The sequence below is a fragment of the Uliginosibacterium gangwonense DSM 18521 genome (assembly GCF_000373965.1).
GTDB classification, from domain to species: domain Bacteria; phylum Pseudomonadota; class Gammaproteobacteria; order Burkholderiales; family Rhodocyclaceae; genus Uliginosibacterium; species Uliginosibacterium gangwonense.
The window spans coordinates 201856-225982 of record NZ_KB892846.1 but is presented as its reverse complement, the minus strand read 5'-3'; the positions used below and the strand labels follow the sequence as shown (position 1 = coordinate 225982).

Below are 24127 nucleotides of genomic sequence, written 5' to 3'. Positions count from 1 at the left end.
GGCTCAACCGGTCAGGTCAATATCCAGCGTGGGGGATTCGCCCAGATAGACACTGCCCTGATTGGGGCGTGGGCGGGTGAGTAGACGCCATACGCTGACCATGCCCTTGCCCTTCAGGCGAAGGGTGACCGGGTCTTCGAATACGTAGCGGTATTTCAGACGCAGGAAGGTGGTCGAATCACACAGAATGGTGTTCGGCATGCTCTCGCTAGTGATGCGGTGCGCCAGATTGACCGTATCGCCCCACAAATCGTAGATGAATTTCTTTTTGCCGACTACACCCGCGACCACCGGGCCGGTGCCGATGCCGATACGCAGTTGTAAAGGGCGACTGAAATTAAGGGTGTCATCCTGTGCCAGCCACGCGCACATATCTAGTGCCAGCTCTGCGATGGCTTGGCAGGGATCGGGATGTTGCTCATCCAGGCCCCCGGCGACCATGTAGGCGTCCCCAATCGTTTTGATCTTCTCCAGGCCGTGCTGCTCGGCCATCTCGTCGAATTTGCCAAACACATGGTTGAGCAGCGCAAACACGGCGTCTGGCGACATCTTGGAAGCCAGTTCGGTGAAGTTGACGATGTCGGCAAACATCACCGTGACTTCGGAATAGCCATCGGCAACCCGCGCAGTCGGGTCTTTCAGCCGCTCGGCCACTGGGGCGGGCAGGATGTTGAGCAACAGGCGCTCCGAGCGTGCCTGTTCAATTGCCAGGCGTGCATGCGCGTCCTCAAGCTTCAGCAAGGTGCGATTGCGCTCGGCAATGGCAAAGCGCATGCTCAGATAGACCAGAATCGATATCGTGGCAAAGTTCAGCGCAAAAAACAGTAGCGATATCTGCCGGGGGACTGCGTTGGTGGCGGCCCCCGTGTCGGCCAGGAAGTAATCGGTGGCGCCGGTCACGACGGTGAGCACCACATAGGCAAAGAACCACGGCCCGGATTCTTCCACCCCCAGGCATAGCAGGGCGCACAAGGGCGCCAATAAGCCCCAAAGTACCAGGCCGGATGCGGTGACGAAGTCACCCAAGGCCCATTGCGCTACGAATGGGAAAAAAAGCAGGATGCCCAGCAAGGCATTGCGGAAGACCTTGAAGTTTCCCCATGCCGCGTAAATAAACAGATTGCCGCTGATGGCCACCTGCAAGGCAAACGGCAAGGATGAAGACAGCCTTGGCCCGGCCAGCCAGTACACCAGCAACCACAAAGCTGCCGCTACGCTGACCAGACCGCTGACGAAATACAGCAGGGACTTCTGCTGGCGCAGGTCGTCACTATCCTCCGGAGTAACCCCGGCGGAGCGTAAGCGCTGGAGGAAGGTGGTGGCTTCTGTCTGCATGCAAAAAACGGGGGCTTAACCGCTGCTGGATGTTGGGGGCGGGAGTGTACAACTCGTTGCGCTTGCGTTGGGCGGTACGCAAAATCCGCCTCCCCTTACTGCACCGGTGAGAACGTAAGTGGAGACCCAGGTGGCAATATCGTCAAAGCTTTTCGTGCTGTCATTGGCATCATACTCTTCGGCATGCGCGACAAGATCGACAGATGAAATGCTTTTGGGATCATTCGCCTTTTCGTCGGTATTATTGCTGCCGGGCAAGGTGAATAAATCAGCGTTGATGCCGTAGCTGCCGTTTTTGCCATGCGACCAGACAACAAAGGCAGGCGTGAGGCTTTGTGTGGATGATATCTGCAGATTGAGGGTTCCTGCCGTCTCGCCCGTGAATCCGGTGATTCGGTTGCCTGAGTCGGCAAGCACGTTGGTCAGGGGCGTGGTGACGGCGTAACTCAAATACTGCCCCCAGCCATCCATGCCACGGATATTGAGGGTTTTCCATGGCAGTATGCCCCGGACGTGCTCACAGCTGCCGCTGACCAGCGCCTCGGATTCACCAAAGCTTGACGGGGCGGTGTTGGTGGGGCTGGCAGGGCAGGGGAGCCGCCCATTGCTGGCTGCGTAGCTCAAAAGTGCCTGTTTGGCCTCATCCAAGGCGGATTGGGTTTCCCCCCGTTGGGCACGCTCGGTTTGCAGACGCAGCACGGCTATGGCTCCGGCCATCAAGATACCGAATACGATCACAGCAATGGCAACTTCTACCAGAAAGAAACCCGTTTGGGCCTGTGGCGCAGCGCGTGGACTCATTTTCCGTCTCCCGGCGCAGACTGGCTGCTGACTTCCATGTGCTCCCCCACCTTTAATTGGCGGGTTTGGCCGTTGCCCAGCGGGACGCGGATGCTATTGCGGTGGGTGCGGATGCCACTGTCCTGAACCGGTTGGCCGTTGATCCACAGGGTGGTGTGGCCGTTGGAGCGGCGCACGATGCCTTGCAGGGCGATGCTGTCCATGGTGGGCTGCGATTGGGACAGGATGGGGATGTTGCGGCGGCGCATTTCGTCGAGTTGGGCGCGGCGCTCCGGGGTGTGGAACAGGCGGCCTAGATCGTCATCGGCGGCGGCAAGCGTCAAGCCGGGGGCGAGCAGGCCCAAGCCCAGGATCAAGGCCAGGGTGAGGCAGGGGCGGAGGCTTGGGCGATGGGGGATCATGGCGTTGCAGTCTTGGTCAATTGGGCTGGGGCGACGGTCAGCCAGTCGAATTGGCAGTCTGCATCAATACTGCTTCCCACGGTGCTCTGGCTTGATCGGTCGGTCAGCGTGCAACGCGAGGGCACGACCACCGCACTGGTAATCTCCGGCAATGCGGCCAGGAAGCGTACCAGATCACCTTCGTGTAACAAGCTGGCATGCCACTGCATGCTGCTACCGAGGATATTGTAGGACGTGGCACCCTGCACCGGCATGATTTGTTTCTGGGGCGAAAGGGTGTAACGCGCATCGGTGATGTGCAGGTTCTGCTCAATGAGTTTGACTTGGTCAGACCATTCCAGGCGGCGTTCCGGGCCGATCACCCCCAGATTGCTCAGGGCCTCGAAGCGGCTGATGGCGATGCGCACCGCAGGCTCGTCCTGCTGCGTGCGTTGCAGGCGCTGGTTGATGTCATGGGCATCAGTGCGCAAGGCTGCATGCTGTATCTGCGCTTTGACCAAGCGCTGTTGCGACAGGTTGTAGAGCGTGTAGCTGCCGCCGATCAGGATGAGCGAGAAAATGATGCTGCCTGCAAGGTGGCGGATCACGGTTGGGCCTCCGGCATTTTCAACTGGATCTGGAAGAGTAGCCTGCCCTGATGCTGGATGGCATCGCTGCTGAGGGTTTTGGTGGACTCACTTTCGTAAGGTGTCTTCAAGCCAATGACTTCGGCATGCGTCTGGCGTTTGAGTTCATCGGCAAAGGACTGGATGCGGGCGATGACGGCCCGGGCATCGAGTTGGTTTTCGGCCAGGGAAGCGTCCAGGGTATACACCATGCTTTGGGGCATGGTCGGCTCCGCCTGCTTGTTGCGCCCACCGCTATTGGGCTGCCAGTTCAGGGCCTGTAGGGTGATGTCTGGGTAGGGGGCAAGTGCCTGGGCGATTTGTTTAAGGGCCCGGATGGGCTGGTGCTTGTCGGTGTTCAAGCGGGCCTGAGCCTGGACCACGCCTTGCAGAGTCTCCAGAGTGGTGGGGAGGCGGGGCAGGCTGGCCAGCAATTGATCGTAGCGGCGCCCGTCCAGTTGCATGGCTTCGCGCAAGGCCCGATCCTGCTCTGCCAGCGCTTGTGTTTCACGATGGTTGGCTAGCGCCATCAGGCACAGGATCAGGCTGGCGCCGAGCCCCAGCAGCGCGATGGCGGTACGGATGCGCCAGATGTGGAAGAACCTTCTGTCTGCTTCGGGCGCCAGTTGCGGACCCTTTTCGCGCAGGGCCAGATGCACCATCAGGGCGCTGCTGTCAGAGCCCTCAAAGGGCTGGCGCATGCCCGCCTGATGTGCAATGGCATCCAGGCTGGCCAGGCGGAACTCAAGCTGGTTGTTGATCTGGTCGATGCCCTGCTGTACCCCGACCAGGGACGCAAAATCTTCCCGCTGCGCCAGCAGCCATACCGGTAGCGGCGTATTGCGCGTGATCCAGCGCTGTGCGGTGAGGTATTGCGCAGTCTTTTGCGCCTCATGCAGACAAGTTTGTCCCCAATCGCTCGCCAGCCCATCGGGTGGCGGGGTCAGGCGGGAAAAGCGCAGCATCCCCTGTTCAAAATAGGTTTGCCGGATGCCTGCCGGGGACAGGCTCAGAATCAGGCCTTGCGGGTTATCTGGCTGGATGCTGCTCAGCAGTTGTCGGGTGAGCAAGGCGCTGGAGAAGACGCCTGCGAGCCGTGCCTGGGTTGTACGCAGGCACTCCAGCCAGGGCTCCAGCGCGGCGGGGCGGGTGAGTGCGACGAGCAGGATGCGTTCATCGCGCCGCCCTTCACCCAGGCGCCCCAGCGAAAAGGCCGTTGAGTAGGGGGTGCCCAGGAATTGCTGAAGCTGGCGGCGTTTGATGAGTGTTTTGCGGTCGGAGCCCGATACCGGGGGAATCTGTTCGACCTGAAAGCCCTCGTCCGGCAGGTCAAGCAGGATGCGGTGCACGGCCCTGGGATGTTTGGCGAGCCATTGCGCAAAGGCCTCAGTGCCAGCAAGCTGATCGTTCTCCACAAAGCGGGCAATGCACTTGAGCTGGGTGCCCTGGCGTTCCCACACGCTCAAGCCAAGCGAGGTGATCAGGTGCAGGTAGTGTTTGGCGAACATGTCCTGGGCCCCGGTCAGATCTTCATACGGGTGATGACGTCATACACCGGCCCGAGTACAGACAGTGCAATCCACATCATCAGCCCGCCCAGCACGAGGATGAGCAGGGGTTCGAGCATCACCTGCAGGCGCTCGATGGATTCACGCACATCCCGCTCATAGAAATAGCTGACATTGTGCAGTGCCTGATCCAGCGAACCGGTATGTTCGCCGACCCGCAGCATGCGCACCACCAGCGGCGGGAACAGCCCCACGCTGGCAAACGCAGCGGTAACGTTCTGCCCTTCTGCGATAAGCTGTTCGACGCGTTCGAGTGCCTGACGCAAGATGCGGTTGCCGACAATGTCCTGGGCGACCCGGACGGTGTCGATAATGGCAATGCCAGAGGAATACATCATGGCAAACAGGCTGGCAAAGCGCGACAGGATGATCTTGCGATAGACCGAGCCCCATAGCGGCATGTTGAGCTTGAGCGCGTCCCAGCGCAATGCCGCAGCGGGATTGACGCGGATGAGCACGGAGAGCCCGATGGCACTACCGGCCAGCCCCGGCAGAATGATGAACCAATAATGCCGGAATGCGTCCGAAATGCCGATGAGGAGCCGCGTTTGCAGCGGTAGCGCAATGCCGGTGGAGCGGAAGAGCTTGGCCAGTTCAGGCACCACGTAGATCATTGAGACGATGACTGCAGCCAGCGTGATCAGCAACACGATGCTGGGGTAGATTGCCAGGCGTTTGACATAGGCGGATAACTCATCTTCACGCTTCAGGGAGGTGGTCAGTTCGCGCAACACCTCGGGCAGATTGCCGGAGGTTTCCCCCGCACGCACCAGTGAGCAGAAAACCGGGTTGAATATCTTGCTGTGCTCGGAGAGCGCCTGCGAGAGCGTTTGCCCGCCTTCAATGGATTCCACGATGGCCGCAATGGCGCTACGCATGCGCGGGTGTTCAGTGGAGTCGCGCAGATCGGCCAGGGCCTCAATCAACGGCACGCCCGAGCGGGTGAGTTGCTCCAGGTGAAAGCAGAAGTGGATACGCTCACGCACCGGTATCTGGGCTTGTAGATTGATCTGGCGCGAGGGGCTGCCGGTAATCAGATCCAGGTTCATGCGCTTGAGGCGCAGTTCCAGGTCGATGATGTTGATGGCATCAGACTGGCCGTGCACGATGCGCCCTTCGGTATTCATGGCCTTGTAAGAGAAGATTGCCATGGTGGGCGGCCTCAGTGTTCTGCGCTGAACATGCGCTCGGTGAGGTCGACGACGCGTGCCAGCTCATCAAGCGAGGTGATGCCATCAAAAACCCGGCGCAGCCCATCTTCGGCCAGGGTGCGAAAACCCTTGGCGCGGGCTGCATTGCGCATTTCACGGAAGGTGGCGCGCCGGGCGATGAGTTCGTCGATGTCCGCATCCATGCGCATGAGTTCCATGATGGCCATTCGCCCCTTGTAGCCTTGGTTGTCGCAGCGGGGGCAGCCAACGGGGTCATACAGGATAGGGGGCGGGCGATCACCGCTGACGCCGAGTAGTTTCAATTCGAATGGCATGGGCGCGCGGGCACGGCAGCAATGCGGGCAGAGCTTGCGCAACAGGCGTTGGGCGACCACACCGATGATGTTGCCCGCCAGGATGTCCGGTAATATGCCGATGTCAAACAGGCGTGGGATGGCGCCAATCGCCGAATTGGTGTGTAGGGTGGAATACACCTGATGCCCGGTCATGGCCGCACGGAAGGCCATTTCTGCGGTTTCATGGTCGCGGATTTCGCCTACCAGGATCACATCAGGGTCCTGGCGCATCATCGAACGGATGCCATTGGCAAAATCGAGTTTGCTGGCCTCCGAGATGGAGGTCTGGCGAATCATGTTCATGGGGTATTCGACAGGATCTTCCAAGGTCATGATATTGATCCCCTCGGAATTGATGTGATTGAGGATCGAATACAGGGTGGTGGTCTTGCCGCTCCCGGTCGGGCCGGTGAAGAGGATGATGCCTTCCGGACGGGCAATCATCAGGCGCAGCAGTTCGAGTTGAGAGTCTGAAAGATTGAGGCCGTCGAGCGGCACAATGCCTTTCTTGCGATCCAGTACCCGCATGACGATGTTCTCACCGTGTATTGTCGGCTGTGCCGATACCCGGAAGTCCACGGGCTGGCCGCGCACGTTGAGCGAGATGCGTCCGTCTTGTGGGGCGCGGGTTTCAGCAATGTTCAGCCCCGCCACCACCTTGATACGCACGGCCATGGCAGGCCAGTATGATTTATGCAGAACGCGTATCTGGCGGAGCAGCCCATCAATGCGGTAACGCACGCGCAGGAAGCTGGCCTCAGGCTCGAAGTGGATATCGGAGGCTTCGCGTTTGACCGCATCGGACATCAGCGAATCAATCAGCCGCACAATCGGCTGGTTGTATTCCGCGCTGGCTGCAAGCGAGCGGTAATCGATTTCTCCCGTTTCGATTTCGGTGAGGATGCCATCAATGGAAAGCTCAAAACCATAGTATTGATCAATGGCCCGGATGATTTCGCTCTCGCCTGCGAGCAGGGACTCGATGCGGGATTCGGGCGGGAGTTGGGCGCGCAGACGGTCAAGCGCGACGATGTCATCGGTGTCCGAGGTGGCAATCGTCAGGGTACGCGTCTCCGCTTCCCAGCGCAGCGGCAAGAAGCGGTGGCGACGGGCCAGCTCTTCAGGCACCAGAGCCAAGGCATCCGGGTCAGCGATTGCATGAGTGAGGTCCACGCCCTGCTTGCCCAGTGATTCGGAAAGTGCGTCGCGCAACGCCGCTTCCGTCACAAAGCCCATCTGTACAAGCTGCTTGCCCAATGCCAGATGCGTCATGCTCTGTTCATGCAGGGCGATGCGCAACTGGTCGTCGGTGATCACCCCGTGGGCGATCAGGAGTTGGCCAAGGGGCTGGTGGTGGGGGGGAGGGGCAGACGTGCTCATGTGAATCAGTTGCCAGCAGTCTCAGTTGCAAGTTGTTGGGCGCGGCGGGCAGCGGCTTGCGCATCGAAACCCGCTGTCATGGTCGCAGCAGCGGCGGCTGCACGTTCATAGAACTGGCTGGCCAGTTTGTTCTGGTGCAGATGCTCAAGGCTTACGGCGAGGTTGTACAGAATGTCCGGATTCTTGCCATCCAGCGTATAGGCCTGGAAGAAGCTTTGCTGCGCCTCTTTCCAACGCCCTTGACGGGTGTAGAGCGTGCCTAGGGTAAAGTAGGCGGAGGGGTCATCAGGCTGCTCGGCAAGCATGCTTTTCAGGCGGCTTTCCGCTTCCTGCGGGGCTGCGTCTGCCTGCATGGACAGAAGCTGGCTGCGGGCCAGCGGATTTTTGGGGTCTGCCACCAGGGCTTCGCGGAAGTAGCGGGTGGCTTCTTCCTGGTGGCCAGCGCGTAGCGAGAGCGTGCCCAGCCCGGTCAGTGCGTCCGTGTTCTTGGGGTCGTTGCGCAAGGCTTCACGATACAGCGTATAGGCTTGCGCCAGATTGCCCTGGGCATAGGCGTCATAGGCCTGGTTGAGCGTTGAGGGGGCCGCGCTTGCGGCCGTTGTGCGTCTTACGGTAGGCGAGGTGGCTTCGGCAAGTGTCGCAAGCTGTGTGGGTGCGGCCTTTTTGACGGAAGCAGAGGGGGGCCCGGCGGGCGCAGGCTCTACGCCTTGTACCTTGCGTGGTGCGGAGGGTGGCGGGGTGTCTGCCACAGGCGATGTGGCGGACTGACTGACAGGTAAGGGTGGCAGGATAGGTTGCTGTACGGCAGGAGCATCCGTTGTTGGGTGTAGGGCAATCTGGCTACGGGGTTGTGTGGCCCACCATAGATAAGCCGAACCTATTACCAATATGCTCAGGGCGGTAATCGCCAGAATCAGGGGGAAACGGTTCGGACCCGCCTGCTTGGCTGAGAACATCTGCTGCGCAGCCGCCCGTTGGGTTTGCTGGGCATTGGGAGAAGGAGATCTGCGCGATGCAGGCGGGGTACTGAGCATTTCCTCTGCCTGCATGGCCTCTTGTGCGCTCAAGGGCTCCAGGCGCAGTTTGGGGGCTGCGGTTGGCTCGGTTGGGGCAGCAGACTCTTGCCGGGTTTGTTCGGCCTGCCTCAGCGCATCGATGAGCAGGCTCACTTTGGGACTCCTGGGGTCAGCGTTGGCCCGGCGGTGCGATCAAAGAAACGGTCGTTGGGCAGGTACTTGTCAAACGCGCTGTAGTCGCCCTCAAGGCTGGGGTCGCGCACAATGGTGGGGCGCACAAAGATCACCAGTTCCGTCTTGGTCTTGGTGTCATCCCGATTCTGGAACAGTCCGCCCAGTAGAGGCGTGTTACTGAGTCCAGGCACCATGTTGTCGGTATTTTCCAGAATGTCTTCCATCAGCCCACCCATGACGGCGATATTGCCGTTGGATACGCGCATGACCGAATCAAATTCGCGCGAACGGATGATGGGGATCGTGTTGGTCAGTGCGCTGGCCGTGGTGGACATCAGGCTCAGGCTGGGGTCGGTTTTCTCACCGATAACGCGTGAAATGCTGGGGCGGATGTAGAGCGTGACAATGTCATCATCGCCAACCTGTGGCGTAATCGAGAGCACAAGCCCAACCGGTACCGAATGCAGCGTGGAGGTGATGGTGGTTTTGGCTGCCGTAGTGGTGGTGGCGTCGGTTTCCTTGATTTCGTAGGTGAAATACAGGCTGTCATCAACCACCTTCATGACGGCTGTCTGGTTGTTGAGCACCGAGAGCTTGGGACTGGAGAGGATCTTCACCGTGCCAAACGCATCCAGCAGTTTCACCGTGCTGGTGAAATTGCCGCCGCTGGAGTTGTAACTCGCTTGAGCCATGCTGGAGGTCGCCCCAGTGATGCTGCCGGCGGCACCCTGGATGAATTTCAGTCCGGTGTCAAAAAGGTTCAAGGCCGTCCAGTCGATGCCCTGTTGGTAGTTGTGCGAGAGCTTGACCTCGGCCACGGTGACATCGATCAGCACCTGACGCTTGACGCGGTTGAGTACCGAATCCAGAAATTCCTGCACCTTTTCATGCTGGCGTGAGGTGGCGCGTACCGTGATCACCCCGGTCTCCTGGTTGGAGATGATGGTGGCAGCCTCCTTGAGTTCCAGGCACTTGCGTTGTGTTTGGGTTGTGGGGCTCTGGCGTTCCTGTGTGATCCCCTGTATGCCTGAGGGAGATACTGCGGTGGGGGCTGTCACTGCGGCCACACCAAAGTCCTGCGCTTGGCCCGTTGCCTGCACCTGATTTTCATTGGTGCAGTAGTAGGAGGGAATCTGCTTGTCTGTTTCGCGCAGCAGATCCTTGAGGTTCTGTACCAGGGTTTCGTAGAAATGGTTTTTGGCGGTACTACCCAGTGAGTTGGCTGTGCCGTTCTGGGAGTAGTTGGTGGCATTGCTGGTGGTCGATGCGCTGGTCGTCCAAGAGCCCACCGCGCTGGAGATGGACATGGAGCTGCTGGCGTCCCGGTTCAGACTGAGGTAATCCACTCGATACGTGCGCAGGAAGGGGGTATCGGGCATCACGGCCAGATTGCTGCCATTGATCTCGAAACGCATATCGACCTGGCTGGCCACCCGCGTGAGCAGTTGCGGCAAGGTCTGGTCCAGGGCATTGAGGGTGACGGTCCCCTCGATGCCTGGGTGGATGTCGACATTCATCTTGGCGTCGCGTGCCAAGGCAAACAGCAGCTCATGCACGGGAACCTTGTTGACCACGACGGAGTAGGTTTCTGCTTTGGGCTGGGCCTTGGGGGCTGGCAAAACAAAGCTTTGCCGGACAGGCGAGGGGATCTCTCCTGTGCTGGCATGGGGCGTATTGGCTTCTGGGGCCTGCAGGTGTTCGTCTGCCCCAAGTCGTACATTCGACGCTGAACAGCCGCCTAGCAACAAAGCCAGTGCGAGTGACCACATTCTTCCTCGTTGAGTCACGTGCAAAGCTCCTCGTCTTCAGTGTTTCTGCGATATTAGCGCATATTTGCGATCAAGCCAGCGTCCATGCGGGATATGGGGCTGCCTTGTTTGCCGCACAGGTAAAAAAAGGGCCCGCAACGCGGACCCTTTTTGCTGGTGTAGCCGGAATCGACAAATTTACTCGACCTTGGCCTTGCTCACCATTTCGGCCACGAACTGGCTCAGTGCCTGCTGTTGCATACCTTGTTGCAGCTGACCCTTCACGTCTTCAAACTTGGGCGGTTCGGGCTTGCGGGTGTCTTCGAGCATGATGACGTGGTAGCCAAACTGGGTTTGTACCGGCACGGTGGTGAACTTGCCTTTTTCCAGCTTGCGCAGTGCATCGGCAAACGGCTGCACGTAGTTTTGCGGCAGGGACCAGCCCAGCTCGCCACCATTGTCCTTGCTGCCCGTGTCCTTGGAGTCCTTGGCCAAGTCTTCAAATTTGGCACCGGTCTGCAGCTTGGTGATGATGGCCTTGGCGTCGTCTTCCTTCTCAACCAGGATGTGACGGGCCTTGTACTCCATATCTTTCATACCCGTTATACGACGGTCATACTCGGCCTTGAGCTTGTCGTCAGAAATCGGGTGGGTCTTGATCCACTGATCGACATAGTAGCCAACCAGAACGGCTTGACGAGCCAGTTCCATGCGGGCGGCCACTTCGGACTTCTTGTCCAAGCCTTGCTTGTGAGCGTCCTGGGCGAGCACTTCGCGGCGGATCAACTCATCACGGGCGGCTTTTTTGAGTTCGTCATTGACCTGAGCGCCTTGCTGGACTTGTTCGTCGATCAGCGCTTCATTGACTGCGGCGGAAATGGCGGCACCATTGACCTTGGCAATCGGCTTGTCGGCAGCAAAAGCGGCGCCACTGACGAGCAGGAGGGCGGCGAAAAGACAACTCACATTCAGTTTCATCAGTAATGTCCTGGTCGGAGAAATAGTAAAAAAACTAACCCTGATACGAGGTTTTATCCTCGTCGGGAGTCAGCGCGGAAATACTCAGAGCATGAATTTCTGCGGGGATCAGCCCCGACAGCAAGGCATACACCTGGCGATGACGTGCTACAGGGTTTTGGCCCTGAAACGCAGAGGATACAATGACAAGATCAAAATGCCCACCCCCGGATGTCGCCCCGGCATGACCCGCATGCCGGTGACTGTCATCCCGGATGTCCAGTCGTAGTGCTGCCAGCGGGGAAAGTCTCGCTATGATCTTGTCTTGAATGCTCATGCTTCGGGCGCCTTGCTTTCCTTGATGTTGGAGAGTGTGTTCTGGGGAGCTGTTCTTTCCGCTTCCGGCTCCTCCTTGATGTAACGGGCAAGGAATACGGCTTGACCGATGCCGAAGAGCACAAAGATCACCGTCATCCAGATGGCTTTGAAATTGACCCATGTGGCTTCAGGGTAGTTGAAGGCAATATAAAGGTTCAGAGCGCCCATGCAGGCGAAGAAGACTACCCAGGCGGTGTTGAGCGTGTCCCACACGGGGGCGGGCAGATTGATCTGCTGCTCCGAGAGTACCTTGGTGAGCAGGTTGCGCTTGAAAAACCAGGCGCTGACGGCCAGCGTGGAGGCCATGCACCAGTAGAGTACAGTGGGTTTCCACTTGATAAAGGTCGGGTTGTGCAGAATCAGGGTCAGCCCGCCAAAGACCAGGATCACCACCAGTGAGACGCGCAACATTACGCTGACGCGCTTGAGGATAAATTTTGCATACGCAATCTGCAAGAGGGCGCCTACCATGGCCACGCCAGTGGCCAAGTAGATGTCGCCAAACTTGTAGGCGATGAAAAACAGCAGGATGGGGAAGAAATCAACGATTGGGTTCATGGCTTGGGATTATAGATGAGGCGGGGCAAAAGGCGATCACTGCTTGTTTGCCAGATACAATATGGCGCGTAGCCCTCCGCCTTCACGTTCGAGCAGATCAAGGTGGCCACCATGCAGACGGGCGATGCGGTCAACGATGGCTAGCCCCAGTCCAGACCCTTGAACATTGCTGCGCGCATCTTCCAGGCGTGTGAAAGGGCGCTTGAGGCGATCAACGTGTTCAGGCGGGATGCCAGGGCCACGATCTGCCACTTCGATGCCCAGGAATCCGGGCTGGCAGAGAATACGTAGATTGACCGGGCTGCCCGCGCTGTACTTGAGGGCATTGTCGACCAGATTGGTCACGGCGCGACGCAGGGCCAGCACACGCAGGCCCTGGCAGGGGCTGGGCGGCAGGTCGACCAGATCAAGTGGTGCGCCCCGGCGGATGAAGGATTCCACGGCTTCGCGGGTAAGTTGGGCCAGATCGGCGGTTTGCTCTGGTTCTGCCACGGTGTCACGCGCAAAATCCAGGAACTGGTTGATGATCCGGTCCATGTCGTCAATATCTGCGCTCATGGCGGCCAGATCTTCTGAGGTGGCGCCAGAGAGTTCGATGCCCAGGCGCAGCCTTGCCAGCGGAGTACGCAAATCATGCGAGACGCCCGCAAGGATCAGGGCGCGGTCAGACTCCAGCAGGGTCAGATCGTGCGACATCTGGTTGAAGGCGCGGGCCACCTCGGCAATCTCGCGTGGGCCCCGCTCGGATAATGGAAGAGGGTGTTCGCCACGCCCGATCACCCGGGCGGCGTTTTCCAGGGCCTTGAGTGGGCGGGTGACCCCGAGCACCAAAAGGTAGGCGCCCAACAGGGAGAACAGCAGAGCCAGACTGCTCCAACCCACCCATTCGGCGAGCCCCGCCCGATTGACGCGGTTAGGGGGGAGCATCAGCCAATATTCATCACTGGCGTCTTCTTCATCCAGACGGAAACTGACGAAGAAGCCTTGCTGCCCGTGCAATGAACGCGAAAAGCGGGTGTAATTGCCTAGGCGCGTGCGTGTCTGGACGACCAGGGTTTGCATGAAGACGCCATTTTCCATGGGCTCAATCTTGTCCCCTTCCTCTGCGGGGATGACCCTGATGCCTTCCTGGTTGGCCAATTCACGCACGAGGCTGATGCGCCGGGTTTCATCTGCCGCCAGCAGGGCTGAGCGGGTGAGATTGACCATGCTGATTACCAGTTGTGCCGCCTGGGTAGCACGTGAGCGCACGGCAAAATGGTTCAGGATCTGAAACCAGGCGAACAGGGACAGGCTGATCAGCAATGCGATGAGCAGGAAGAAGCGCCAGAGTAGGGTTCTGGGCCAAGGGTGGCGCCATCTCATTCTGGCTTACCGCTCGGGTTGCTCCGGGCTCGCCTCATCCGGTACGAAAACGTAACCAAAGCCCCAGACAGTCTGGATGTAGCGGGGTTTGGTCGGTTCGTCTTCTACCAGTTTGCGGAGCCGGGAAATCTGTACGTCAATGGACCGGTCAAACACATCGTATTCCCGCCCACGGGCCAACTCCATGAGTTTGTCGCGCGACAGTGGCTGGCGTGGGTGTTGCAGCAAGACTTTGAGGAGTGCGAATTCCCCGGTGGTCAGCGGCAGGGTTTCACCACTGCATTCCAGGCGCCGTGTGGATAAATCCACCCGCACCTTGCCAAAGCTGATGATCGTCTGGGTGTCTGCCGGAGCACCCGGCAGATCCTTGGGTTGGCGGCGGAGCACGGCGTGGATACGGGCCACCAGCTCACGCGGGTTGAAGGGCTTGGGCAGGTAATCGTCCGCGCCCAGTTCCAGGCCGATGATCCGGTCAACGTCCTCACTCCGCGCTGTAAGCATCACGATAGGCAGGGCGTTCTCGGCAGCCCGCAGGCGCTTGCAGATACTCAGCCCGTCTTCGCCGGGCAACATCAGGTCAAGTACCATCAAATCGAAATGTTCGCGGTTCAAGGCGCGATCCATCTGAGTTGCGTCTGCCACGGTTTTAACGGTGAAACCCTGTTCGCCGAGGTAGCGATCCAGCAGATTGCGCAGCCGTGCGTCGTCATCGACGACCAGAATTCGGTAATGTTCCTTTTCCATGGCAGGCATCGTAAGCCTTCCTTTCCAATAAGTCAGCAGGGGCAGAAGCACGATGTATCTGTATATGGTGAGTAATTGTTGCGGTTCGCCGATTTCGCAACAAGTGCTTACAAATGCACATGCCCTTTACAGCCAATCCTTGCATACTTCGAGTGTGCCCTAAGAGCTAGGTTCTGCATGGGTGGGGGCAAACGCTTTGTTGGAAAGCATTGGGGTGGATAGGAGTCAGAGTACCGTGGCACATCGTTTGTTGCTCGTCGTGCTGGCAGTTGTAGTGTGTGGCGTGTCTGCTGCCGAGCAGCCCCCGCGAGGCGGCCTCATTTTGCATAATGAGGCTGCGATCAATGAGGCCGTGCGCGAGCAGCAAGGCCAGAACCACGAACGGATTCGCCAGTTGCGCCAAGACTTGCGCCGGGAAGTGGATCGCAACAACGATCAGAAAACTGATGCTGCCCCTCATTCAGGGCAAGCGCGCCAAACCTGGCGTGAGCCTCCCGGCAACGGGGCTGGCAATGCTTCTGCCAATGGCAAGGGAAACGAGCAGGTAACGTGGTCCGACCGTCAGCCTCCCCGCTTGCAGCGGCTGTCGCCCGAAGAGCGCAGTCGACTGCGCGAAGATGTGCGCGGCTTCTGGAATGACCGGGGCGGGCGTGCTCAGTCTGCACCACGCAGATAACAGCAACGAAGGGCTCAGAACATGTTCAGAGCCCCGATCACAGCCTCGCAGTAAGATTATGCATAGGTTCTAAGTGCAACAGTCCAATACATGCTCCTGCAAGGCAAGAGCGATGGCCGCCGAGTCGTTGCTCCCTGCCACCAGCTTGGCCGCAGTCCGTACCGCCTCATTGCTGTGGCCCATGGCAATCCCCAGCCCGACCGCCTGAAGCATGGAAATATCATTCGGACTGTCGCCAAAGGCGATTGTCTGCTCTGGCGCGATGCCCTCCGACCTGAGCCATTCCACCAACAAACGCCCCTTGCTGTTCCCCTGTTGGGCCACGTCAATGCGGTCTTTGGCGGACCACTCGCAACTCAAACCTGTTTCTTGTTCCACCGCACAGCCAAAGGCATGCAGGTGTTCCAGGTTGGGCGTGGTGGTGGCGAATTTCCACACATGCTCGGCGGCTTCTATCTCAGCCTCGAAATTCGCCACCTGACGAATGGAGGGACGCAGGGCTGGTGGCACCGATTCGGCCCAGGTGAGGATGCGTGCCAGATGGGGCTCCACCACCTCGTAAGTCATTGAGCCATCCACGTACACCAGAGTATGCACACCATGTTGGCGCACCAGTTCCAATGTATGGCAAGCCTGTGCCTTTTCCAGCGGACGAGGCATCAATGCCCGACCCGATCGAGTATCCCAGGCATAGGTGCCGTTGCAGCACATCAGCGGCGTATCCAGCCCCAACTGGTGGTGATAGGGCATGGCAGCACTATGGTGGCGCCCGGTTACCATCAATACACGTACCCCCGCTGCACGGACAGACTGGATGGTTTCGGCCACTTCGTGGCGGATCTTCAAGTCACTACCTAATAGAGTTCCATCCAGATCCAATGCTACAGCCTTGTACTTCATCGTCTATCTCAATTCTCAGTTTGTCAGCGGTATGGTCACGTGGGGCGTAAAGGGCTGCTTACAGGCTGCAGCGGATAATAGTTTTCTTCTTGTACAAAATAAAGAGGTAAGCCTCCCCATTTTGGCAGTCGGCAACAAGACAGGATCTGATATAGATGAAGCCTGCTGCGGAATTCAACCATCAGGTGCGGCATGCCGTTTATCGCAGGCTTGTCGTGTGATCGGTCACTTCTGACATAAATTTCGAGTTCGTCAAGTTTACACCGCCGTTTTGCAAGGGTGAAGCGTGCCGGACAGTGTGGGCGCGTCGTCGGACTACCACACAGTCAAAGGTTTGGGCCGCTCATCTTCTACCGCGATGAACTTGACGCATCACGTTCTATGATTCAATCAAGTGTCTTGGGATGTGAGAGGCTGGCGGCAGATCAGGTGTATGGCCCTGATCTGATTGAGGTTTGAGTTTTGGTCAAACGGGGTTGATATGTTGAATGCTTGGAATGTGGCAAGGCAGCGTCAAATGAATTCGTGCGGCAGCAAACACTCCGCCAAGGGCTTCACCTTGATTGAACTGATGATAGTGGTGGCGATCATTGGCATTCTGGCTTCGATCGCTGTGCCTGCCTATAACGATTACATTCTGCGTGGGCGCTTGTCTGATGCAACCAATATGCTGTCTTCCATGCAGGTCAAGATGGAGCAGTATTATCAGGATAACCGCACCTATGCAGCGACTGGGGCTTTCTCACCTCCTTGTTTGACTACTACGTATACAGCAGGCAAGTATTTCTCCATTTACTGCACAAACGATGCTAATAATCTGACGGCGAGTAGCTATACGATTCATGCAACAGGTGCTACGGGGACCTCCACCGCAGCGTTTGATTATACGATTAGTGAAAAGCGAGAGCAGAAAACGCTGAGTGGTAAATGGGGGACTTCCAATAGCTGCTGGATTACGCGTGCTGCGCAACAAGGAAATTGCTGATGCGCTCTGATCATCTCGGGTTCACGCTGATTGAGCTGATGGTGACTTTGACTGTCTTGGCCATTCTCATATTTCTCGCAGTCCCTGACATGGCAACCTGGGCGAAAAACGCCAAGGTGCGTAGTGTGGCAGAGTCTTTACAGAATGATTTGCGGGCGGCGCAAATGGAGGCCGTCAAACGGAGTGCCCGGACAGTATTTGCCTTGACCAACGCCACTCCCGCCTTGTTGGCCACGCCTTCTGCCACAGGGCAGAAGTGGTATGTGCAGACCCTGCCTCTGACGGGGAGCGATCAAAAAACTGGCGAGATGGTTTTGAGCAGCTCTGCCGCGGCACAGAACGGGGTTTCCATTTCTGCGGACGGAGGATTTATCTGCTTCAACTCCGTCGGCCGCCTGTCCAATGCAACTGCCACGGGGTTTGTGGGAAATTGTACGGTTGGTGCTGATGCAGCGACTCCTGTTAAATATGCTGTGTCAATGTCAGGGGCAGATCGCCCGTTGAGTGTATTGGTGAGCCTGGGCGGAAAGATACGACTCTGTGACCCGAATAAAACACTCTCAAGCAGCCAACCGGATGGGTGTTGAGATGAAGACTATACGCAACACATCTATTCGACGTGCTCAAGGTTTTGCCCTGATCGAAGTGCTGGTGTCGGTAGCACTATTTACCATTGGCATATTGGGTCTGGTTGCCTTGCAAGCTAGGGGCGTGCAGTTCTCCACTGACTCGGAAGATCGCAACAACGCCGCGTTGCTGGCCAATGATCTGGCAACCATGATGTGGACATATAAGTCCGTTGATTACACTGCGTCCCCGCTCAAAGCTAGTTATCAGAGCTGGCTGGATAATCGGGTCAAGGCGGTAGCGCCCCAATGCTCCCCCACATGCTTGCCGAATGGTAATGCGACGATCGCACTCAATGTGGATGCAGTGACCAAAGCACAAGTGGCAGTTATTACGATCACGTGGAGGGCCCCCAGCAAGGGAGCTTCTGAAAGTGATAGTCGTTACGTTACCGAGGTAATGGTTCAATGAAGCGTTCGTCATCTTCTTCTCGTCTGGCTCGCGCGTCTGGGGTCACGCTGATTGAACTCATGGTTGCGATGGTTATATCCATGATCCTTCTGTTTGCGGTATACCAGGTGCTTACCTTTGCAGAAGGGCGCAAGCGCACGACGACCTCTATCAATGATATCAATCAGACTGGTGCCTACAACGCACAGTTGATAGACACCATCGTGCGTCAGGCAGGTTCGGGTTTCGCACCGCTCTCAAGCTATGCGTACGGGTGTGCGTTGAGTGCAAAGAAAAATGGCGCAAACCTGTTCCCTGCAACAACACTGCCCGCCCCCTTCACAAACGTAAAACCTACGGGCACTGCGGGTGAGTTCCGCCTGTCTCCCATCTTGATTGTGCCGGATGCAACCACTCCCGGCATCAGCGGACAGCCTTCCGATGTTTTGGTTGTCATGTCTGGCACGGCGAGTTTGGCAGATATGCCAATCAACGTGTCGGTCATTCCTGTGAATGGGAGTACCGCTGTTTCGCTGGACTCTACTGCTTTTTATAAACCCAATGATTTGCTTCTGGTCAGTGATGTTACAGGGGCCACGACCACAACGGTTCATCCCTGTAGTCTGGAACAGGTTTCATCCACATTTGATGCTGCTGCGTCGCCGACTTCTCTACCCTTTGCAGGTACTTATGCCCAAGCGCTGCAGACATCATTTACCGAGCAGGCTGTGGTAAGCAATATTGGCAACGTGGTGGGCAATAACCCTCCCACATTTATGCTGCTCGGTGTTGGAGACAACAATACGCTTTACTCCTTTGATTTGCTCAAGGCCAGCTCTGATAGCCCATCAATTATTACCGATGGCGTCTTTGAAATGCATGCCCTGTATGGGGTGGATCTGGATGGTGATGGCAAAGTGGATAGCTGGTTTAGCCCCAAAGTGCCAGATCCTGTCTCTGCCTCATATGGTACCAAGGCATTGATGGATGGAAGCATTACAGCGGTTGCGTTGCTAAGTAACATCAAGGCAATACGCTTGGGCATGATTTTCCGGACATCCTTGCAGGAGACTTCTGCTGCGGACTCTACCGTTCCTGCCTGTACTGCTGCGGTGGCGGGTTCTGCGCAGCAGAACGGTTGTGTGAGTCCTGCCAGTATTGTGCTGTTTAACGGCCTGAAAGACCCGGCCAATCGAGATCTGTCAGTTACGAGAACTTTCACCAGTGCAGAGCGTATCTATCGCTATCGTACTGTGGACGTCGTCATTCCTTTGCGTAACAACTTGCTGTAACTCGCCATGAATATGCCTAAAAAATTATCTATTTCTGGCCGTCGGGCAGCCCAGCAGCGTGGGATTTCAATTCTTATCACCCTGGTGGCATTGACCGTACTGATGTTTTCAGCAGTGGCCTTGGTTCGTTCATTTAGTGCTTCTACTTTGATGGCAGGGAGTGTGGCTTTCAAGCGTAGCTCAATCAGCGTTGGCGAAAGAGGGTTTAATCGAGCAATGTTTTCTTTGACAGACGGGATCTCAATCACTGATTTTTCCAATGATGCTCCTTCTGCCCATTATTTTGCTTCAATCAAACAATCGAATGATGATTCGCGTGGTATCCCGAAAGTATTGCTGAGTGAAACAGCATTTACTGCGGCAGGCATGGATCACTCTAAGGATTTTAGTAGCAACGAGTCTTCAAGCGAAAAAATTACCTATGTCATTGAGCGTCAATGCACCAAAGCTGGAGACGGGGATTCGTCGTACTGTGCCAATCCAGTTATAACGGGTAGCTTGGCTGCACGTAGAAAAGGGGCTAATTATGGAACTGATTATAAGTGGCCCAGCAGCGGCGGCTCTAAAAATGGGACCGGTGGTGGTGGTGCAGGATGGCCAATGCGTGTGACTGTTCGAGTACAGGATTCCGTCACAAATCAGGTGACCTACTTGCAGTCGACCGTACTTCTGCAGTGATTTTACTAATTTGTTTATCGATAGCAGTTTTGATGAAATTGTAAAAGTTGATTGATGCGATCCGATAGGGTTGAATTGCGGGATGCCCAAGCTGTTACGTTTGGGCTTTATGCTCCACTTGTATTTGCGAGGCTACCATGCCCAAGTTGAATTCATCGCTTAAACCATTCTTGATTTTTGCGGCTGTATTAGCGTTCGGGGGAGGTGCGATTGCGGCTAGAGCAGACGTTTCTCTGGCGGATTCTCCATTGTTCTCGTCAATTTCCGTGCCAGGCAATCTGGCCTTGACGCTCTCAGTGGAGTGGCCAACGGCCAATACCCCCGCATATAAGAGTTCTGCCAATGCCTATGCGGCAACAAATACCTATATTGGGTATTTTGACTCTGAGAAGTGTTACGAGTATCAGTACAATTCCACAACCCCAAAAAACAGTTACTTTGCGCCTAAAAAGTATGCGACTAGCCATGCATGCAGCAGTACGTCTCCAGCACTGTGGAGTGGGAACTATCTGAACTGGGCGTCCATGCAGTCGCTGGACGTTTTCCGCTGGACATTGTCGGGTGGTGCCCGTGTTATCGATACAGCTACGCAGACCATTCTGGAGAAAACCTATAACACGGGGCAGGCGGGCAGTGGCGTCTATCCTGATACCGCGATTTCCAGCTCTTCGTTGATCACAGGCGCAACGCCTTTCACGTGGAGCACTGTTAGAACTTCGGTGCAGAACTATGGAAACAATACCAATTACGGTACTGTAATGTGGGTGACGGCCACCAACCCATCTACGCTTTCTGGGGCAACGCAGGAAGACTATACCGGAACAGGCACGACTAGCAGTTCCAAGGTCTATCGGTTGTATGTTCGTGTGTTGGTTTGCGATCCCACAGTTGGGGTGGAGAGCAACTGCAAGCAATATGGCAGCAATTACAAGCCTGAAGGCTTGATGCAGAAATATGCCATGAAGTTGCGTTATTCGGCATTTGGCTATCTTAACCAGGGTGGTTCGTCCCGTAATGGTGGGGTGATGCGCGCCCGGATGAAATATATTGCCCCGACCAAGCCTATTCCTGGCTCCTCTGATGTTACGAATTCGGCAGCTGAATGGGATGCCAGCACTGGTGTGATGCTGCAAAACCCAGATACGGCAGATGCTTCGGCTACAACATCGCGCGCCTCCAGCGAGGGTGGGTACAGTGTGACGGTCAGCGATAGTGGCGTCATGAATTACCTGGATAAATTTGGCAAGGTTGTGGTGGGAACCTACAAGAGTAATGACCCTGTAAGTGAGTTGTATTATTCAGCCGTCCGCTACTTTAAGAACCTTGGGAACGTTCCTAACTTTAGCTCGCTGTCTGGCTCAGGGAGTCAGGCTACGTTGAAAACTTGGATTGATGGTTTTCCTGTCATCTCGGATTGGGATGATCCCATTCTGTACTCGTGCCAGAAAAACTTCATCCTCGGGATTGGTGATATTAATACTTGGTATGACGGTGGACTGCCCGGAAGTTCTTTGACGGGGAGCGAAACCATTCCCAGTCAGGTAAGCAGTGACTCAACTGTGAATGTGACGACTGCCACCAATATGGTGGGTCAATTGGAAGGACTGGGGAATATTGGTCAGTCTTACTATAACTCTGGTCGTGCAGATACCTACTACATTGCTGGTTTAGCTTATGACTCGCATGTGAAGGACATTCGTACTGATCTGACGGGGACACAGACCATCAATACTTATTGGATGGACGTCCTGGAAAATGGATATGTGTCTAAAAACCAATATTGGTTAGCGACCAAGTATGGTGGTTTTACCGTGCCTTCAGGGTTTTCTCCATATGACGGATCAAACGGCACATCCACTATTCCTATTACGGCTTGGCATACCACCAGCGATCTGTCCGGCAGTACGACCGACCCACGGCCAGATAATTACTTCTTGGCGGATAAGCCTAGTGCGATGGTGTCTGGTTTGAACAATGCATTTTCAAAGATTGTTGCGGAAGCATCGGCAGCCTATTCTACTACCGTTAATTTTCCAACCTTAACTCTTTCTGCGGGGACTGCAACTGCCAACTATAGTGCTTCCTATGACCCAACAACCTGGACAGGGTCCCTGTTCAAAGGTAGCGTGACATTTAACTCGGATGGTTCCTTAAACTCCAATCTTGCGGCTTGGAATTTCCGCGACATTTTGGATAAAACGGCAATTACTTCCCGCAAAATTGTGACCTGTTGCGTTAGCACTGGGGGGGGCTTGCCTTTCCAGGCGTCAAATCTGGGAGCCGGAGGGCTTAATAGCCGCACGTACTACGCTTCTTTTGCGAATGTTCCGGGGGTATCAAGCGGAAGTCAATCTGCTGCAAATTATGTGGCGTATTTGCGGGGGGATCGCAGCAAAGAGTTGGTCAATGGAGGTGCATATCGCACGCGGACCTATTTATTGGGAGATATTGTCAATTCAACTCCTTGGGTGATGTCACAACCTCATAATCCCTACACTAGTCTGACGGGGTATGACGTTTTCAAAAACAATAATTCTAGTCGTCAGTTGGTTGTATTTGTAGGTGCTAATGATGGCATGCTGCATGCAGTAAATGCAGACAGCGGAGCAGAAATGTTTGCTTATATCCCGAGCTTTGTATATGGGGATTCAACGACGGCCAGCTCCACAGGACTTGCTTCGTTAGGGAATCCCACATTTACCCACCATTTTATGGTGGATGGAAAGCTGGAAGCCGACTTTGATGTTGATTTTCAAGACACGCCCAAGAAATTGTCTGCTACCGGTTCACCTGATTGGCACAGTCTTTTGATTGGCGGCTTGGGCAAGGGTGGGAAAGGCTATTTTGCACTGGATGTGACAGACCCCTCTTCTTGGAGCAATGAGGCGGCAGTAGCCACTAAGGTGTTGTGGGAGTTTACTGATTCGACCATGGGGTATTCCTACGGTTTGCCGCGGGTGGTTCGAACCAAGAAATATGGTTGGGTTGTGGTAATGGTTTCTGGATATAACAACCCAGATGGGAAGGGATACTTCTATTTTGTTGATCCCCGGACGGGAGATTTGCTGGAGAAAGTGGCGACCCCTGAAGGTAGTCTTGCTTCTCCGATCAACATGAGGTTTGTCAGGGGGTTCATGACTGACTATAGCGCAGCGATGGTGGATGCGCTTTATGCAGGGGATTTGCAAGGCAATATCTGGCGTTTGGATGTGTCGGCAGATTCAGGTAGTTATCCTGTGCCTAAAAAAATTGCTAAGTTGACTAACTCTGCTGGGGTTGCCCAACCGGTTACGACCATTACGCTGATTCAGGCTGATCAAAGTTCGGGGAGTGTCAGTGAGAAGCGTTATGTAATTGTTGGGACGGGGCGTTTGTTGGCAGACGGCGACATTACCAGTTCTGATCAGCAGAGTATCTATGTTATCGCAGACGGAACCCGTGGTTTTGCTGGCTTTTATAGTGATGTAACTTTACCAAGCGGGGTCAGCTACCCGATCACACGGAGCAATCTGCAAGAGAATGTGAAGATGGCAGGGATTACTGTGTCAACGACCAAACCGATGGGATGGTATTATGATCTTTCAAGCTCTGCAGGTATTGCAGAGCGGATTGTGATTGATCCAGATGTTTCGCCATATGTGTCAAATCTGGTGGTATTTACATCCGATATTCCTAATGGGAGTGTGTGCTCGCCAGCGGGGACGTCATATGGGTATGCCTTCTATGTCGGAACAGGGAAGTCTGCTCTTCTAAATGGAGTGGAGAAGCATGCATATAGTGGATTGGTCAATGGTGGGGCCTTTGTAATGATAGGCGGTAAGTTGTACTACAAAGGGGGAACCACCAGTGGCGGGATAGAGGATTTGGGAATTAACCCGAACGCAGCACTGACATCCGTAATTCGCTTGAACTGGAGAATTATTCCGACTGCTGACTAGACGTTTTTGTGCAGTGTATGTATGTAGGGCATAAAACCCGTGTGTTGGCAGGGTGCTTGAGTGCATCTTTGCTGATACACGGGTTTGCTTCGTGGTGGTTTGAA

Annotated in this window: 22 protein-coding genes; 7 read left to right on the top strand and 15 right to left on the bottom strand. The window is 55.9% G+C overall.

What is annotated here, in order from left to right; all coding sequences use genetic code 11:
- Nucleotides 1-3: 3 nt before the first annotated feature.
- The 14 genes from B145_RS0112535 to ompR form a co-directional block, all read right to left on the bottom strand.
- Nucleotides 4-1335, bottom strand: a complete 1332-nt coding sequence (locus B145_RS0112535; RefSeq protein WP_018607775.1) for an adenylate/guanylate cyclase domain-containing protein — start codon at nt 1333-1335, stop codon at nt 4-6.
- A 15-nt stretch (nt 1336-1350) separates the two neighbouring features.
- Entirely contained in the window at nt 1351-2136 is a 786-nt protein-coding gene (locus tag B145_RS27525) for a type II secretion system protein (RefSeq protein ID WP_018607773.1), read from the bottom strand.
- Complete coding sequence (locus B145_RS0112525; protein ID WP_018607770.1) at nt 2133-2537, bottom strand: hypothetical protein; 405 nt, start codon at nt 2535-2537, stop codon at nt 2133-2135. The genes B145_RS27525 and B145_RS0112525 overlap by 4 nt, the downstream gene beginning before the upstream one ends.
- Nucleotides 2534-3124: a hypothetical protein gene (locus B145_RS0112520; RefSeq protein ID WP_018607767.1), complete on the bottom strand. Its 591-nt coding sequence runs from the start codon at nt 3122-3124 to the stop codon at nt 2534-2536. The genes B145_RS0112525 and B145_RS0112520 overlap by 4 nt, the downstream gene beginning before the upstream one ends.
- On the bottom strand, nt 3121-4650 hold the full coding sequence (locus tag B145_RS0112515; protein WP_018607765.1) for a hypothetical protein: 1530 nt from the start codon (nt 4648-4650) through the stop codon (nt 3121-3123). Before B145_RS0112515 ends, B145_RS0112520 begins: the two co-directional genes overlap by 4 nt.
- Nucleotides 4651-4664: 14 nt before the next feature.
- Nucleotides 4665-5861 (bottom strand): type II secretion system F family protein, encoded by a 1197-nt coding sequence (locus B145_RS0112510; RefSeq protein ID WP_018607763.1) that lies wholly within the window; start codon nt 5859-5861, stop codon nt 4665-4667.
- Between the two features lie 11 nt (nt 5862-5872).
- Nucleotides 5873-7597: a GspE/PulE family protein gene (locus B145_RS0112505; protein ID WP_018607761.1), complete on the bottom strand. Its 1725-nt coding sequence runs from the start codon at nt 7595-7597 to the stop codon at nt 5873-5875.
- A gap of 5 nt (nt 7598-7602) precedes the next feature.
- Nucleotides 7603-8766 carry a tetratricopeptide repeat protein gene (locus B145_RS27520; RefSeq protein WP_018607759.1) on the bottom strand — a complete coding sequence of 388 codons (1164 nt, stop codon included), beginning with the start codon at nt 8764-8766 and terminating at the stop codon, nt 7603-7605.
- The gene (locus tag B145_RS25490; protein ID WP_157288396.1) at nt 8763-10574 is read right to left on the bottom strand and encodes a type II secretion system protein GspD; all 1812 of its coding nucleotides are present in this window, start codon (nt 10572-10574) and stop codon (nt 8763-8765) included. The genes B145_RS27520 and B145_RS25490 overlap by 4 nt, the downstream gene beginning before the upstream one ends.
- A 159-nt stretch (nt 10575-10733) precedes the next feature.
- On the bottom strand, nt 10734-11513 hold the full coding sequence (locus B145_RS0112490; RefSeq protein WP_018607757.1) for a peptidylprolyl isomerase: 780 nt from the start codon (nt 11511-11513) through the stop codon (nt 10734-10736).
- Between the two features lie 34 nt (nt 11514-11547).
- Nucleotides 11548-11829 carry a BolA family protein gene (locus B145_RS0112485; RefSeq protein ID WP_018607756.1) on the bottom strand — a complete coding sequence of 94 codons (282 nt, stop codon included), beginning with the start codon at nt 11827-11829 and terminating at the stop codon, nt 11548-11550.
- Nucleotides 11826-12428: a septation protein A gene (locus B145_RS0112480; protein WP_018607755.1), complete on the bottom strand. Its 603-nt coding sequence runs from the start codon at nt 12426-12428 to the stop codon at nt 11826-11828. Before B145_RS0112480 ends, B145_RS0112485 begins: the two co-directional genes overlap by 4 nt.
- A 36-nt stretch (nt 12429-12464) precedes the next feature.
- Entirely contained in the window at nt 12465-13793 is a 1329-nt protein-coding gene (locus B145_RS25485; protein ID WP_018607754.1) for an ATP-binding protein, read from the bottom strand.
- Nucleotides 13794-13799: 6 nt separating this feature from the next.
- Nucleotides 13800-14546: an osmolarity response regulator transcription factor OmpR gene (gene ompR, locus B145_RS0112470; RefSeq protein WP_018607753.1), complete on the bottom strand. Its 747-nt coding sequence runs from the start codon at nt 14544-14546 to the stop codon at nt 13800-13802.
- Between the two features lie 226 nt (nt 14547-14772).
- On the opposite strand from ompR, the gene B145_RS0112465 reads away from it, so the two are divergent.
- Nucleotides 14773-15213 (top strand): hypothetical protein, encoded by a 441-nt coding sequence (locus B145_RS0112465; protein ID WP_018607752.1) that lies wholly within the window; start codon nt 14773-14775, stop codon nt 15211-15213.
- A 69-nt stretch (nt 15214-15282) separates the two neighbouring features.
- On the opposite strand, the gene B145_RS0112460 is transcribed toward B145_RS0112465, so the two are convergent.
- Complete coding sequence (locus B145_RS0112460) at nt 15283-16113, bottom strand: pyridoxal phosphatase (RefSeq protein ID WP_018607751.1); 831 nt, start codon at nt 16111-16113, stop codon at nt 15283-15285.
- Nucleotides 16114-16630: 517 nt separating this feature from the next.
- Between B145_RS0112460 and B145_RS0112455 the strand changes: the two genes are divergently transcribed.
- The 6 genes from B145_RS0112455 (at nt 16631) to B145_RS0112435 (ending at nt 24023) form a co-directional block, all read left to right on the top strand.
- Nucleotides 16631-17098 (top strand): type IV pilin protein, encoded by a 468-nt coding sequence (locus B145_RS0112455; RefSeq protein ID WP_018607750.1) that lies wholly within the window; start codon nt 16631-16633, stop codon nt 17096-17098.
- The gene (locus B145_RS0112450; protein ID WP_018607749.1) at nt 17098-17685 is read left to right on the top strand and encodes a GspH/FimT family pseudopilin; all 588 of its coding nucleotides are present in this window, start codon (nt 17098-17100) and stop codon (nt 17683-17685) included. Before B145_RS0112455 ends, B145_RS0112450 begins: the two co-directional genes overlap by 1 nt.
- Before the next feature lies 1 nt (nt 17686).
- Nucleotides 17687-18136 (top strand): type IV pilus modification protein PilV, encoded by a 450-nt coding sequence (gene pilV, locus B145_RS0112445; RefSeq protein WP_026259086.1) that lies wholly within the window; start codon nt 17687-17689, stop codon nt 18134-18136.
- On the top strand, nt 18133-19407 hold the full coding sequence (locus B145_RS0112440; protein WP_018607747.1) for a PilW family protein: 1275 nt from the start codon (nt 18133-18135) through the stop codon (nt 19405-19407). Before pilV ends, B145_RS0112440 begins: the two co-directional genes overlap by 4 nt.
- A 6-nt stretch (nt 19408-19413) precedes the next feature.
- Nucleotides 19414-20085 (top strand): pilus assembly PilX family protein, encoded by a 672-nt coding sequence (locus B145_RS28640; protein ID WP_157288395.1) that lies wholly within the window; start codon nt 19414-19416, stop codon nt 20083-20085.
- 137 nt (nt 20086-20222) lie between these two features.
- Entirely contained in the window at nt 20223-24023 is a 3801-nt protein-coding gene (locus tag B145_RS0112435; RefSeq protein ID WP_033407058.1) for a pilus assembly protein, read from the top strand.
- Nucleotides 24024-24127 lie beyond the last annotated feature (104 nt).